Origin of the sequence: Kitasatospora sp. NPDC088783, from assembly GCF_044750705.1 — a bacterium.
Taxonomy (GTDB): Bacteria; Actinomycetota; Actinomycetes; order Streptomycetales; family Streptomycetaceae; genus Kitasatospora; species Kitasatospora fiedleri.
The window spans coordinates 321,385-333,886 of record NZ_JBIVKJ010000007.1; the positions used below are offsets into that span (position 1 = coordinate 321,385).

At 75.6% G+C, this 12,502-nt stretch carries 15 protein-coding genes; 4 read left to right on the forward strand and 11 right to left on the reverse strand.

Going from position 1 to position 12,502, the window contains the following annotated elements; all coding sequences use genetic code 11:
* Nucleotides 1–10 precede the first annotated feature (10 nt).
* Nucleotides 11–1,285: a sensor histidine kinase gene (locus ACIP60_RS21705; RefSeq protein ID WP_400686822.1), complete on the reverse strand. Its 1,275-nt coding sequence runs from the start codon at nucleotides 1,283–1,285 to the stop codon at nucleotides 11–13.
* A gap of 348 nt (nucleotides 1,286–1,633) precedes the next feature.
* On the opposite strand from ACIP60_RS21705, the gene ACIP60_RS21710 reads away from it, so the two are divergent.
* A complete protein-coding gene (locus ACIP60_RS21710; RefSeq protein WP_400686824.1) occupies nucleotides 1,634–2,191 on the forward strand; it encodes a heme-binding protein in 558 nt (185 codons plus the stop codon).
* 126 nt (nucleotides 2,192–2,317) lie between these two features.
* On the opposite strand, the gene ACIP60_RS21715 is transcribed toward ACIP60_RS21710, so the two are convergent.
* From ACIP60_RS21715 to ACIP60_RS21740, 6 genes are all read right to left on the reverse strand, one after another.
* Nucleotides 2,318–2,668 (reverse strand): hypothetical protein, encoded by a 351-nt coding sequence (locus ACIP60_RS21715; protein ID WP_400686826.1) that lies wholly within the window; start codon nucleotides 2,666–2,668, stop codon nucleotides 2,318–2,320.
* 275 nt (nucleotides 2,669–2,943) lie between these two features.
* Nucleotides 2,944–3,987 carry a serine hydrolase domain-containing protein gene (locus tag ACIP60_RS21720; RefSeq protein ID WP_400686828.1) on the reverse strand — a complete coding sequence of 348 codons (1,044 nt, stop codon included), beginning with the start codon at nucleotides 3,985–3,987 and terminating at the stop codon, nucleotides 2,944–2,946.
* Nucleotides 3,988–4,102: 115 nt separating this feature from the next.
* A complete protein-coding gene (locus ACIP60_RS21725) occupies nucleotides 4,103–4,501 on the reverse strand; it encodes an ACT domain-containing protein (RefSeq protein WP_400686830.1) in 399 nt (132 codons plus the stop codon).
* A gap of 64 nt (nucleotides 4,502–4,565) precedes the next feature.
* On the reverse strand, nucleotides 4,566–5,492 hold the full coding sequence (locus tag ACIP60_RS21730; RefSeq protein ID WP_400686832.1) for a phosphotransferase: 927 nt from the start codon (nucleotides 5,490–5,492) through the stop codon (nucleotides 4,566–4,568).
* A gap of 508 nt (nucleotides 5,493–6,000) precedes the next feature.
* Nucleotides 6,001–6,465, reverse strand: a complete 465-nt coding sequence (locus tag ACIP60_RS21735) for a DUF4265 domain-containing protein (RefSeq protein WP_400686834.1) — start codon at nucleotides 6,463–6,465, stop codon at nucleotides 6,001–6,003.
* A 101-nt stretch (nucleotides 6,466–6,566) separates the two neighbouring features.
* Nucleotides 6,567–6,833, reverse strand: a complete 267-nt coding sequence (locus ACIP60_RS21740) for a hypothetical protein (RefSeq protein ID WP_400686836.1) — start codon at nucleotides 6,831–6,833, stop codon at nucleotides 6,567–6,569.
* A 297-nt stretch (nucleotides 6,834–7,130) separates the two neighbouring features.
* Between ACIP60_RS21740 and ACIP60_RS21745 the strand changes: the two genes are divergently transcribed.
* Nucleotides 7,131–7,811 (forward strand): PadR family transcriptional regulator, encoded by a 681-nt coding sequence (locus ACIP60_RS21745; protein ID WP_400686838.1) that lies wholly within the window; start codon nucleotides 7,131–7,133, stop codon nucleotides 7,809–7,811.
* 32 nt (nucleotides 7,812–7,843) lie between these two features.
* On the opposite strand, the gene ACIP60_RS21750 is transcribed toward ACIP60_RS21745, so the two are convergent.
* Entirely contained in the window at nucleotides 7,844–8,059 is a 216-nt protein-coding gene (locus ACIP60_RS21750) for a hypothetical protein (protein ID WP_400686840.1), read from the reverse strand.
* A gap of 417 nt (nucleotides 8,060–8,476) precedes the next feature.
* On the opposite strand from ACIP60_RS21750, the gene ACIP60_RS21755 reads away from it, so the two are divergent.
* A complete protein-coding gene (locus ACIP60_RS21755) occupies nucleotides 8,477–9,172 on the forward strand; it encodes a bifunctional DNA primase/polymerase (protein WP_400686842.1) in 696 nt (231 codons plus the stop codon).
* 113 nt (nucleotides 9,173–9,285) lie between these two features.
* Here ACIP60_RS21755 and map read toward each other — a convergent pair whose 3' ends face one another.
* Nucleotides 9,286–10,131: a type I methionyl aminopeptidase gene (map, locus tag ACIP60_RS21760; RefSeq protein ID WP_100835970.1), complete on the reverse strand. Its 846-nt coding sequence runs from the start codon at nucleotides 10,129–10,131 to the stop codon at nucleotides 9,286–9,288.
* A 128-nt stretch (nucleotides 10,132–10,259) separates the two neighbouring features.
* On the opposite strand from map, the gene ACIP60_RS21765 reads away from it, so the two are divergent.
* A complete protein-coding gene (locus ACIP60_RS21765; protein ID WP_100835969.1) occupies nucleotides 10,260–10,475 on the forward strand; it encodes a hypothetical protein in 216 nt (71 codons plus the stop codon).
* A gap of 7 nt (nucleotides 10,476–10,482) precedes the next feature.
* On the opposite strand, the gene ACIP60_RS21770 is transcribed toward ACIP60_RS21765, so the two are convergent.
* Complete coding sequence (locus ACIP60_RS21770) at nucleotides 10,483–11,778, reverse strand: MFS transporter (protein ID WP_400686845.1); 1,296 nt, start codon at nucleotides 11,776–11,778, stop codon at nucleotides 10,483–10,485.
* A gap of 136 nt (nucleotides 11,779–11,914) precedes the next feature.
* The gene (locus tag ACIP60_RS21775; RefSeq protein WP_400686847.1) at nucleotides 11,915–12,493 is read right to left on the reverse strand and encodes a hypothetical protein; all 579 of its coding nucleotides are present in this window, start codon (nucleotides 12,491–12,493) and stop codon (nucleotides 11,915–11,917) included.
* Nucleotides 12,494–12,502: the final 9 nt, after the last annotated feature.

Below are 12,502 nucleotides of genomic sequence, written 5' to 3' on the forward strand. Positions count from 1 at the left end.
CGGCCCGCCATCAACGGCCCTCCAGGGGAATGGCCGCGGAGACCACCGTGCCCTCGCCCGGGGCGGACTCGACGGTGAGCGTGCCGCCGAGCTGGCGCAGCCGGGCCCGCATCGCCGGAAGCCCGTGCCCCCGGCTCCCGTCGACCGCCCGCTCGCCGCGTCCGCCGAGCGCGCCGCGTCCGCCGAGCGCGCCGCGGTCGTCGTACGTGCCGCGGTCGCCGGGCTCGGCCCGCCCGGGCCGTTCGCCCCGCCCGGACCGGCCCGGGGTGAAGCCGCAGCCGTCGTCCGCGACGTCCAGCACCGCCTGGTCGCCCAGGTAGGACAGCGTGATCGAGGCGTGCTCGGCCCGGGCGTGCTCCCTGGTGTTGGCCAGCGCGCCCTGGGCGATCCGCAGCAGCGCGGCCTGCGCGGCGGTCGGCATCGGCGCGGGGGCCCCGTCCAGGTGGAAGCGGACGGCCAGGCCGCTCTCGGCGGCCTCCCGGTCGGCCAGCGCGGCCAGCGCGGCCTCCAGGGTGCCCTGCTCCGCGAGGTCGGCCGGGGCCAGGTCGTGGACGAAGCGGCGGGCCTCCGCGAGGTTCCGCGCGGCGATCGCGGCAGCCGTCCGGACGTGGCCGCGGGCCGCCGCCGGATCCTGCTCCCACGTCCGCTCCGCGGCCTGGAGCAGCATCCGCTGGCTGGACAGGCCCTGGGCGAGAGTGTCGTGGATCTCGACGGACAGCCGCTCCCGCTCGGCCAGCGCGCCCTGCCGGCGCTCCACCGCGGCCAGCTCCCGCCGGGTGCGGATCAGGTCGATGATCAGCTTCCGCTGCCGGGCGCCCTGCCGCTGCATGTACAGGAACACCGCGGTGGCCAGCGCGGCGACGGCCGGGGGCAGCAGCAGCATCGTCGGGTCGAAGCCGCCGGGCAGCCGCAGCTCGGAGACCACCACCAGCACCGTCAGCGCCGTCACCAGCGGGATCGCGGCCCGCGGCGGCAGCGCCCGGAGCACCGTGTACACCAGCGGGACGGCGCACCAGGCGAAGCTCGGCGCCATCAGCACCAGCACCGCCCAGCTGGCCAGCACCGCCGCCAGCCAGGGCTGCCGCCGCTCGGACAGCCCGGACAGGTGGCCCACGGCCAGCGCCAGGCTCAGCCCCACCACCCACGGCGTCAGCGGGCTGGACAGGTGGTGCGCCAGGTACCTCGCCAGCGAGGTGCCGAGCAGCAGGACGAAGGCCAGCCGCATGACGACCGTGAGCCAGCCCGCGTCCGGGTCGACGGCCCGGGACAGGGGTTGACGCATCATGGCTGCCTCCTTCGTCCTCGTCGTTCCCGGCGGCGTGCTGCCTGCGTGCCGTCGGCACGCCCCGGGCCTTCTGACGGGCGCACGGCGCGTCACCTCCGCTCGCGGAGCATCACGCTGCGTCACGCCCGTCATAGCGATGGTGGACCGGGACGGCGGCCCGCACATCCACCGATCGGCTGACACGGATGTCGTCCATCATGCGCCGCAGAGCGAGCCGGTTCGCCGATCCGGGGAGGGGGTGCCGGGGCGAAACATGGATGGCGAGGCCGGGGCGCACCGCGATCCGGCGCCGAACGAACCCCCTCCCGATCCCCGATACGCCCGATCCACCCGATACAGGAGCCGAAAATGAAGAAGCTGAGCACCCGCACCCGCGTCGTCACCGGTGCCGTCACGGTCGTCGCGGTCGGTGCCGGCGTCGTCGGCGCCGTCTCCGCCGGCGCCGAGACCCCGCAGGTGGCCCCGGCCGGCGCCGTCCACGCCGACGTGCAGGACAAGAACACCTTCCAGTCCACCCACCTGACGGTCGAGGCCGCCACCAAGGCCGCCCAAGCCAGCCTGGACGCCGCCGCCAAGGCCGGTCAGAAGGTCTCCGTCGCCGTCGTCGACCGCAACGGCAGCGTGATCGTCGAGCTGCGCGGCGACGGCTCGGGCCCGCAGTCCTTCGAGTCGGCCGAGCGCAAGGCGTACACCGCGGTGTCCTGGAACGCGCCGACCTCCGAGCTGGTCAAGCGCCTGGCCCAGGCCCCGAACCTGAAGGACATCCCCGGCACCCTGTTCCTGGGTGGCGGCGCCCCGGTCCAGGTCAAGGGCGCCCCGATCGCGGCCGTCGGCGTGGCCGGCGCCCCGAGCGCCGACCAGGACGAGCAGTTCGCCCAGGCGGGTGCGGCCGTGCTCAACAGGTGACCCGCCCCGGGCGACGCCGCCGGCCACCCCCACGCCCGGCGGCGCACCACCCCGCGGGCCCGCCCCCCGGAGGAGCGGGCCCGCGGGGCCCCCACGGCGTACCCGGGCGGCAGCCCGGGCGGCGGCTCAGTCCTCCCGGTAGGCGCACAGCGCCCAGATCACGAACACGTCCAGCGCGATGATCACCAGTGACCACAGCGGGTAGTACGGCAGCGCCAGGAAGCTGCCGATCAGGCTCAGCGCGGCCAGGAAGATACCGACGATCCTGGCCCAGGCCGCGCCCTGGATGACGAAGAAGCCGGCCAGCGCGACCAGCGCGCCGATCACCAGGTGGATCCAGCCCCAGGAGGTCAGATCGAACCGGAAGACGTACCGCGGCGTGCTGACGAAGACGTCGTCCTCGGCGATCGCCATGATCCCGTGGAACACCTCGAGGATGCCGTTGACCAGCATCACCACACCCGCGAACAGCACCATCCCGGAGACCCAGCCCCTGTTCCGGTGGCCCTGGGGACCACCGGCGGTACCACCGGAGCGGGGACCGGCGGGCGGTGTCGCGGTCGGACCGACAGACGAGCTCATGGAACCTCCTAGGCCGAAGCAGGTCTTGCCCCGACCCTCCGCCCCCGGCCGCCCCCGGGCATTCGGGCGACTCCGTCCGGGTGAATCCGCCCCTGCCCGCCCCACTCGCCCTTCGCCCGGCTCCCGACTGCCCCCGCCCGTTCCTCGCCCGGCCGCTGGGTGCCGCGCGGTCAGTCGCCGGGCAGCAGGGAGCGCAGCGCGCGGGCGCGCAGCTCGGCCAGCCGGGTGCGGTCCCAGCCGTGGTAGACGGCGTTGGTGCAGAGCACCACGAAGCGGCGGGTGCGCGGGGCCAGGTAGAGGCTGGTGCCGGTGAAGCCGTGGTGGTAGGCGACCGAGCCCTTCGCGGTGACGATCCAGGCCAGGCCCCGGGCCAGGTCCGGTTCGACGGGGACCAGCGGGCGGCGGCTCAGCGCGAACCACTCGGGCAGCGGGCCGGACGGGGCGAGCAGGTGTTCGGCGAAGGCGGCCAGGTCGGCGGCGGACGAGAACACCCCGGCGTGCCCGGCCACCCCGCCGAGCAGGGCCGCGCTCGGGTCGTGCGGGATGCCCCAGGTCCGGGGCGCGCCGCGCAGCCGCTGCTCGGTCGGCGCGAGCCGGTTGTCGCGCGGCAGCGGGCCGTACGCGGTGGCGTCCAGGCCGAGTCCGCACCACAGCGCGTCGGCGAGCACCGCCAGTGGTTGGCCGAGCAGTTCGGGCAGCAGCAGTCCGAGCAGGATGAAGCCCCGGTCGATGTACCGGTGGTGCGCGCCGGGCACCGAGACCAGCGGTTCGGCGCACAGGTGCTCGATCAGCGGTCGTCCGCTGTGCTGGTAGCGGGCCAGTCCGGTCTGCGGGAGCAGCCCCGAGGTGTGGTTCAGCAGTTGGCGCGCCGTCAACTCACCTCCTGGGGAAGGCAGTTGGGGCAGGACGGCGCGCAGCGGGGCGTCCAGGTCGAGCAGCCCGGCGCGGACGGCGGTGCCGACCAGCGGCCAGGTGGCGAGCACCTTGGTCAGCGAGGCCAGGTCGTAGCGGGTGTGCTCGTCGGGGCGGGCGTCGCCGCACTCGGGGGCGACCACCCCGCGGCTGACCACCGTCCGGCCCGCCCCGGCCTGACCGGCCACCAGCACCCCGCCCGGGAACTGCCCGCCGTCCACCGCCGCCCCGAGCAGGGCGCCCAGTGCGGTGGCGGTGGCGGCGGTCCAGTCGGCGGCAGGCTGCTGCGGATCGGCTGACACGGCGTCCCTCTCGTCCGGACCGGCGGGGCCTTCCCCCGGATTGTCACCCGCCCCGGCCGCCGGGGCCAGGGTGCCGGGGCCGGGGCGGGGCCGGGGGCGGGGCCGGTCCGAGGAGTCAGGAACGGTGCGCCGAGAGCGAGTTGAGCGCCTCCAGGGCCCGGTCGGCCTCGTGGACGGGCACGAACAGGTGGTCGTGGTGGAAGCCGGCCACCACGTTGCAGCCGATCCCGTGGTCGGCGAGCGCGGTGGCGACGGCGGCGGTCAGCCCGACCGCCTCCAGCGCGGAGTGCACCCGCAGGGTCAGCCAGGCGGCGACGTACGTGTACGGCAGGCCGAGCGCGTCGGCCTCCTCCTCGGCGACCACGAAGGTCACCCCCTCGGGTTCGGCCACCGTCACCACCGGCCGCAGCCCGGCGGGCACCCGCCCGGGGAGGGTGCAGTACACGTAGCGGCCCGGGTTGCGGACGGGGCGCAGGCCGGAGAGCAGGGCGTCGAGGTCGTGTTCGGCTGCCATGGCGTCACGGTAGTGGGTTCGAACGGGTCGGTGGGAGTGGCGCGGGCCCGTGTCGGACGGCGGGTCAGCCCGCGGCGGTGGCGAGCAGGCGGTTCAGCGAGGCGCGGGCGGGCGGACCCCAACTGGCTTTGCCACCGGGGCGGCCGTGCTCGCCGGCGTGCCCGATCAGCAGGCAGGCCAGGGCGCGCTGGGCGGCCACGGCGCGGGCGCGGCGCAGGGTGGCGGGGTCGGGGGCGGGGCGGTAGGCGGCGTGGAAGCGGTCGATCGCCGCGTCCGGGAGCAGGATCCAGGCGGCGGCCAGGTCGAGGGCGGGGTCGCCCGCGCACAGGTCGCCGAAGTCGATCACGCCGCAGAAGGTGCCGTCCGCGGTGAGCACGTTGGCCGGGTGCAGGTCGCCGTGCAGCCACAGCCGCGGGCCGCTCCACTCCGGCGCGGCGACACCGTCCGCCCAGAGCGCGCGGACCGCGTCCGGGTCGGCGACCAGGTCGGCGTCGACGGCGGAGGCGAGCTGCCGCTCGAAGTGCGCGGAGGCGTCGGCCAGCCGCCCGCCCCGCCCCCGCCCGGCGGGGGCCGCGGCGGGCGCGGGGCGGTGCAGGGCGGTCAGGAAGTCCGCCAGCACGTCGCCCGCCCCGGCCCGGGTGGCGGGCGCCCGGTCGGCGGGCTCGCCGGGCAGCCAGGTGGTGACGATCCAGGGCCGCGGGAACCGCGCGGACGGCTCGCCCAGCCGCTGCGGGACGGGCACCGGCAGCGGCAGCCCCGGCGCGAGCACGGGCAGCCAGGCGTGCTCCTTGCGCAGCAGCGCGTCCGCCGACCCGGTCGCCCAGGGCAGCCGCACGGCCAGCCCGTCGCCGAGCCGCCACAGCTGGTTGTCCCACCCCCGCGCACCGGGCACGAGCGGCAACCCGGCCAGATCGGGATGCTGCTCGCGCAGCAGGCCCCGCACCAACTCCGCGGTGATGTCCGCCGGTTCGCCGATCGAGCTGTCCGTCATGCACCGCAACCCTAGCCGGACACCCACCACGACACCCGGGCCACACCCCCCGACCGGCCCGCCGCCACCGGATCTTCCCCGCGCTCTGCCCGGAGCATGACGCACCCTCAGCCGCAGCCCCCGCGCGTGCCCGGTAGAGGTGTGTCCGCCTGGGGTTCCCCCACGCGACCGGCCCAGCGGTCACATGCCGGTCCGGGGAACTGACGGCATCCGCACCGGGCGAGGTGACGCAGACCGACCTGACGCCGCCCGGACGCCACGGTCCGCCCCGGCCATGGGACAGTCGGCAAGGCCGAGTTCACCGGCGTGACCATCACCGCGTCCGGGGCCACTGCGGACGGCGCGTTCGAGACGTCCCGGTCCCGTCCGGCGGCCTGGCCCGGGACCACCTCGGCCGTCAACTGCCCGAGGCCGCCGGGGGAATCCGCCGAGCGGCGGGCCCGGAGTGCGGGCGGGAGCTGCGAGAGCCCGCTCACGGCCACCCGGCACCTGCCCTCCGGTGCCGGGTTCAGGGAGCGGCGTCCTCCCGCTCGCCGTTTCCGATCCACCATTCGATGCCCTGGCCGCTCGCGGCCCAACTGTCCATGAGCTGCTCGATCACGGGCAGGCCGACCGAGCGGCTGACGGTGACGACGACGAAGCGCAGGTCCGGTGGTGCCTCGGCCAGGCCGTCGAGGGCGTCGACCGCCTTCCTGAGCTCCGCGAAGGACTCGGGGGTGAAACGGCCCTGCCGATAGGCCTGAACGCACAGGTTCCCGCCCCGCTCGACGACCTCGAACTCCCCCTCCTCGCCGACCCGGAGCACGTCGCCGGCCGCACACCCGAACACCAGGCCCGGGCTGCCGGCCAGTTCGAACGAGCCCGACTCCAGCGGCCGCGCGGGCAGCACCTCGAACACCGGGCGCCCGGAGGATGCGTGACCGGCCAGCAGACGTACGTGGACGACAGCGGGTGACTGCGGGGTGGGCGTCATGCGCGTGATCGTCCCACGACGCCAGACGGTACGGAGCCGGGCGGGCCCGCTGACCGTGCGGCCCCGCCGGGAGAACGCCGAGGTTCCCGGCGGGGGCGGGCTCAGACGGGTACGCCGCCTGCGGTGACCTCGGCGGCGCTGGTCCGCGGGCCGCGGACGTCGGCTTCGGTGATGAGGGCCGGTAGGCGCAGGAAGCGGCCGGGGGTGGTGCGCAGGGGGACGGTCTTCCGGTCGGCGCTGTCCGGGAAGGTGCCGGTGGCGACGGGGGTGCCCCAGGCGTTGGTGGAGTCGGAGACGTGGACCTCGTACCGGCCGATCCGGCCGTTGGCGGTGCCGTCCTGGCGGGGAAGGCGGCCGAGGGAGTCCACGGCCTACCGGGCGCCCAGGTCGAGCTGGAGCTCGTGGGGGAGCGACGGGGTGGCGGCGGACCTTGTGCTCGGGAGCGTGCTGCACCAGGCGGCTCGATTGGGCCGAGTGGCCACGTCGCCTCGATCGATTCACCACACCAGTCCAGCTTCGTCGACAAGCCGTCCGCCTTCGCCGTCACAGGTCAGAGGCGGAGGTGTCGGAACGGGTTGCCATCCGATAGTTAGCGATATATCGTTGAGGTATCGAGATGCTTCGGTAGTCGGAGCGTCCGGACTGTGGAAAGACAGGTGTTCGTCATGCGTTACGACAAGCGTTTTGGTGGAGAAGGCCGGCGTCGTTGGGCCGAGGGCCCGGGGCGGCCGGGGCGTGCGGGGGTGCCCGGTGAGGGGGCCGACGAGTTCGAGGGGCGGGCCGCGTTCGGGCCGTTCGGGGCGCCGGGGCGGCCGATGCCGCCGTTCGGGCCCGGGTTCGGGCCGCGTGGGCGGGGGTTCGGCGGGCACGGACCGCGTGGGCACGGAGGTGGTCGGCGCGGGGGGCGGGCCAGGCGCGGTGACGTGCGGGCCTCGCTGCTCGCGCTGCTGCGGGAGCGGCCGATGCACGGCTACGAGATGATCACCGAGATCGGTGAGCGCACCGGCGGGGTCTGGCGGCCCAGCCCGGGCTCGGTGTACCCGACGCTCCAGATGCTGGAGGAGGAGGGGCTGATCAAGGCCAACGAGGAGTCCGGCAAGAAGCTGTTCGAACTGACCGAGCAGGGCCTGGCCGAGGCCGAGCGGGCCGGTGAGTCCCCGTGGGACGAGGCTGGCCGGCAGGGCGACTGGGAGGCCGTGCAGGAGGTCGGCATCGCGCTCGCGGCGGTGGACCAGGCGGTGCGGCAGGTCATGGCGACCGGCACCGAGGAGCAGCGGGCCAAGGGCCTCGCGGTGCTGGCCGAGACGAAGAAGAAGCTCTACCTGATCCTGGCCGAGGAGGACTGAGACGACGGGGGGCGGGCGGGGCCGGGGCCGGGTCAGCCCTCGGGGTCGTACTCGTAGCGCCAGCGGTAGCGCCCCTTGGGGCCGTACTCCTTGGCGCGGCGGTAGACCAGGGTGGTCGCCGGGGTGTCCCCGTGCGCGGGGACGGGCACCCGGTAGACCTTGGGGACGCTGTGCATCATGCCCAGCAGGACCGGCAGGACCCGGCCGTCCAGCGGGCCCCCGGTGAACTCGGTGTCGGCGCTCTTCACCCGACCAAGGGTAGGCGCGCCGCCGGGGAGGCGGACCGGCCGGGTATGTCCGTTCCGGGCCGGGGGTGTGGAGCGGGTGTGACGGGGGCGGCACCGCTCCCGGTCATCCGGAGGGTTCCGGGAGCCTTATCCTGCTACGTACGCCCCCGGGGTTCACCCGGGTCCGCGGGCCCGTACGGGTCGGGCGGGGCGCGCCGAGGTGCGTCCGCCCGCCGGGCGCGACTCTCGCGCCCCGTACCCGACCCCGGACGTCGGCCGCCCGGAGACCCCGGCCCGGTCGACGGCAGGACGCCCCCGCGCGCGGTGCACCCCTCCGGGAAGCAGCGAGCGGCTCCGTGCGTTGGCGTCGGTTGTTGCGTCGGTGGCCGTGCCGTACCTGGCACGGCGACTCGGACAGGTGCGTGCGGAAGGGGCCAGATGGAAACCAGCAGCAGGTGGACGTCCTGGTGGCGGCGGGAGCGGCGGGACCGCCCCGGCGCCGGAGGGGACGCGGCCGCGAGGCTGGATCTGCTGCTGGGGGCGGCCGGGGCGGGTTTCCCGGTGGCGCCCGCGGCGCACCCGGCCGGGTACCGGTGCTCGTGCGACCGGGTCGGCTGTCCGGCCCCGGCCCAGCACCCGCTCTCCTTCGCCTGGCAGTCCCAGGCCACCACCGACGCCGAGCAGGTGGCGCGCTGGCTCGACCGGGACCCGGAGGCGAACTTCGTCACCGCCACCGGCCGCGCGCACGACGTGCTGGACGTGCCGGCCGAGGCCGGCGTGCTCGCCCTGCGGCGGCTGGACGCGCTCGGCGTGGGCGGCCCGGTCGCCGCGGTCGGCGCCGACCGCTACCTGTTCTTCACCGCGACCCGCGGCACCCCGCAGGACGAGGACGAGTGGTGGACCAGCGCGCTGGACTCCACCCCCGACACCGTCTCCGAGCACCCCGGCCTGCGCTGGCACTGCCGCGGCTCGTACACCCTCGTCCCGCCGGCCGCGCTGCCGGACGGCTCCGAGGTGCGCTGGCTGCGCGGCCCCGAGCAGCCCCTGCCGGACCCGCTGCGGGTGCTGGACGTGCTGACCGACGCGTGCACCGAGGTCGGCGCGGTGGCCCAGGAGCAGTGGCTGATCGGCTGAGCCGGCCGCCCGGCCGACCAGCAGGAACGATTGTGCGCGGCAGCGGCCCGCCTCCCCCTGCCGCAGGGGGTGGCGGGCCGCCGTGCCGCGCCGTCAGGGCGGGTGCCGGGGCGTCAGGGCAGGGTGAGGATCTCCGCGCCGTCCGCGGTGACCAGCAGGGTGTGCTCGAACTGGGCGGTCCGCTTGCGGTCCTTGGTGACCACCGTCCAGCCGTCCGGCCAGATGTCGTAGTCGTAGCTGCCCAGGGTGAGCATCGGCTCGATGGTGAAGGTCATCCCTGGCTTGATCACCTGGGTGGCCCGGTCGCTGTCGTAGTGCGGGATGATCAGGCCGGAGTGGAACGAGGTGTTGATGCCGTGGCCGGTGAAGTCGCGCACCACTCCGTAGCCGAAGCGCTTGGCGTACGACTCGATCACCCGGCCGATCACGTTGACCTGCCGGCCCGGCTTGACCGCCTTGATCGCCCGGTTCAGCGACTCCTCGGTCCGCTCGACCAGCAGCCGGGACTCCTCGTCCACCTCGCCGCACAGGTAGGTGGCGTTCAGGTCGCCGTGCACGCCGTGGATGAACGCGGTGGCGTCGATGTTCACGATGTCGCCGTCCCGCAGCACCGTCGAGTCCGGGATGCCGTGGCAGATCACCTCGTTGATCGAGGTGCAGATCGACTTCGGGAAGCCCCGGTAGCCGAGGTCCGACGGGTACGCGCCGTGGTCGCACATGTAGGCGTGCGCGACGGCGTCCAGCTCGTCGGTGGTGACGCCGGGGGCGATCAGCTTCGCCGCCTCGGCCATCGCCCGCGCCGCGATCCGGCCGGCGATCCGCATCTTCTCGATCGTCTCCGCGTCCTGCACCTCGGGGCCGGTGTACGGCGTCGGCGCGGGCTTGCCGACGTACTCCGGACGCGCGATGTGCGCGGGGACCTTGCGGGTGGGGGACAGCGTGCCGGGTACCAGAGCCATGACGGCGAGTGTATCGGCCGCCGCCCGCCCGCCCCCGGCCGCGTGTAGGGCCGCCGCGGCGGGAAAGGATCACCACCGACCGCCGCGGCCCGCCCGCCGCGGCGCCCACCAGGACGGGAGACCAGACGATGGCGTTCGGCCGCAAGCCCACCGGGCAACCGGGGGAGTGGTTCTACTGCATCAAGCACGGCAAGGTCGAGGAGGGCCCGGACTGCCCGGCCAAGGACCGGCTCGGCCCGTACGCGAGCCGGGAGGAGGCCGCGCACGCCCTGGAGACCGCCGCCGAGCGGAACCAGGAGTGGCGGGACGACCCGCGCTGGAACGACGACGAGCCCAAGGGCTGACGGGCCGTCAGGAGACGCCGGCGGCCTGGCGCTCGTGCTGGTCCCGCACCGCCAGCGCGTGCGGGTCGGTGCGCGAGTCCCAGGCCAGCAGCTTCGGGATCGCCGCGGTCAGCGCCAGCACGCCCAGCACGCACAGCGCGCCACCGGCCCAGATCGAGCCGCGCACCCCGGCCAGCGCCGCCATCCCGCCGGCCCGCACCTGGCCCAGCTGCGGGCCCACCGAGTAGGAGAGCACCTCCACCCCGGCGAGCCGCCCGCGCAGCCCGTCGGGGATGGACTGGTTCCAGATCGTCGACCGGGCCACCCCGCTGACCTGGTCGGCCCCGCCGGCCAGCGCCAGGAACAGCAGCACCAGCCAGATGTTCCCGACCAGCCCGGCCAGCGCCACCGCCCCGCCCCAGCCGAGCGCCGCGAACAGCAGCATCCGGCCGTGCCGGTGCACCCGGGCCGTCCAGCCGCCGGTGGCCGCCACCACCAGCGCCCCGGCCGCCGTCGCCCCGTACAGCAGGCCCAGCGCCCACTCCGCGTCCAGCTCCGCGGCCAGGAACGGGTACAGCGCCACCGGGTAGGCGAACACCATCGCCACCAGGTCGATCGCGTACGTGCCCAGCAGGTCCTTGCGGCTCCAGGCGTACGCCAGGCCCTGGCCGATGGTGCGCAGCGAGGGGGCCTCGGCGCTCTCGGCGGGCGGCACCGGCCGCATCCGGACGATCAGCGCCAGCGAGAGCAGGAAGGTCAGCACGTCCAGCGCGTAGGCGCTGCGGGCGCCGGCCACCGCGACCACCACGCCCGCCAGCGGCGGGCCGGCCACCGAGGCGACGTTGCGGTACAGCGAGTTGAGGGCGAACGCGGCGGGCAGCTGGTCGTGCGCCACCACCCGGGGCACCATCGAGTCCAGCGCCGGGCGCTGGAGCCCGGCCAGCGCCGCCGTCAGCGCCGCGACCAGGTAGATCGGCCACAGCAGCGGGTGCGGCAGCAGCGCGTTGGCCAGCAGCAGCGCCGACAGCAGGGCCAGCCCGGCCTCGCTGAGCAGCACCAGGCGCCGCCGGTCCAGCGCGTCCGCCAGGGCGCCGCCCCACAGGCCGAACACCACCAGCGGCACCAGCTCGAACGCGCCGACCAGGCCCACCGCGAAGGTCGAGTCGGTCAGCTGCTTGAGCTGGATCGGCAGCGCCACGAACGACAGGAAACTGCCGAAGCCGGTCACGCACCCCGACGCCCAGAGCAGCCGGAAGTCCCGGGAGGCGCGCCAGGGCGTGAGATCCGGGAGGAGCCTGCGGAGGAACGGGGCGGTACGTGTCACATGGCCAGATGGTGCGCGACCGGGACGGGCCGGGGCAACCGGTTTTCCGGAGCTGCGGCGGCGAGGGGTGGCGGTGGTGGCGGTGGTGGCGGCGGCACGGCCGGGGCGGCTCCGGTCTGGGCCCGGACGGCCCCGGCTACCAGCGCAGCACCGGCGAGGCGGCCAGCCGCTCCGCCAGCCGGGACAGCCGGGAGCGCGACGGGGCGGTCGCGGCGGCCGAGCTGACCAGGTGCTGGACCAGCTCGAACGGCTCCGGCGCGGCCTCCGGCACGGTGAGCCGCTCGTGCGCCAGGTCGGTCAGCTCCGGGTCGCCGTCGTCCAGGGCCAGCAGCACCGCCCCGGCCCGGCGGGCGTCGTCCAGCCGCTCCAGCAGCGGCGCGTCGGCCGGGCCGGGCGCCACCAGCAGCACCGTCGCGCCGGTGCGCGCCTCCGCGAGCCGGGGCAGCCCGCAGGCCAGGTGCTCCGGCGCGCCGGCCGGGACGGCGTGCCGCAGCAGCGTCGGGGCCAGCTCCGGCAGGCCCCCGTAGGCGGCCTCGTCGCTCAGGTGCGCCGCCAGGTGCCACGGCTCGTAGCGGGGGGTGCCGACCAGCAGCAGGCCGGTCGCGCTGCGCCTGGTCACCGAGCCGCGCAGCGCGGAGGCGAAGGCGCCCGCCCGTTCGGGCCAGCCGGTGCCGGCCAGCGACTGCCGGAGTGCGGAAACTCTCACCGCGTCCATGCGCGACAG

Bases quoted from the DNA above. Each gene is read 5' to 3' on its own strand.
- ACIP60_RS21705 (WP_400686822.1), bottom strand. From the start codon at position 1,285: ATGATGCGTCAACCCCTGTCCCGGGCCGTCGACCCGGACGCGGGCTGG.
- ACIP60_RS21710 (WP_400686824.1), top strand. From the start codon at position 1,634: ATGAAGAAGCTGAGCACCCGCACCCGCGTCGTCACCGGTGCCGTCACG.
- ACIP60_RS21715 (WP_400686826.1), bottom strand. From the start codon at position 2,668: ATGGTGCTGTTCGCGGGTGTGGTGATGCTGGTCAACGGCATCCTCGAG.
- ACIP60_RS21725 (WP_400686830.1), bottom strand. From the start codon at position 4,501: ATGGCAGCCGAACACGACCTCGACGCCCTGCTCTCCGGCCTGCGCCCC.
- ACIP60_RS21730 (WP_400686832.1), bottom strand. From the start codon at position 5,492: ATGACGGACAGCTCGATCGGCGAACCGGCGGACATCACCGCGGAGTTG.
- ACIP60_RS21735 (WP_400686834.1), bottom strand. From the start codon at position 6,465: ATGACGCCCACCCCGCAGTCACCCGCTGTCGTCCACGTACGTCTGCTG.
- ACIP60_RS21745 (WP_400686838.1), top strand. From the start codon at position 7,131: ATGCGTTACGACAAGCGTTTTGGTGGAGAAGGCCGGCGTCGTTGGGCC.
- ACIP60_RS21755 (WP_400686842.1), top strand. From the start codon at position 8,477: ATGGAAACCAGCAGCAGGTGGACGTCCTGGTGGCGGCGGGAGCGGCGG.
- map (WP_100835970.1), bottom strand. From the start codon at position 10,131: ATGGCTCTGGTACCCGGCACGCTGTCCCCCACCCGCAAGGTCCCCGCG.
- ACIP60_RS21765 (WP_100835969.1), top strand. From the start codon at position 10,260: ATGGCGTTCGGCCGCAAGCCCACCGGGCAACCGGGGGAGTGGTTCTAC.
- ACIP60_RS21775 (WP_400686847.1), bottom strand. From the start codon at position 12,493: ATGGACGCGGTGAGAGTTTCCGCACTCCGGCAGTCGCTGGCCGGCACC.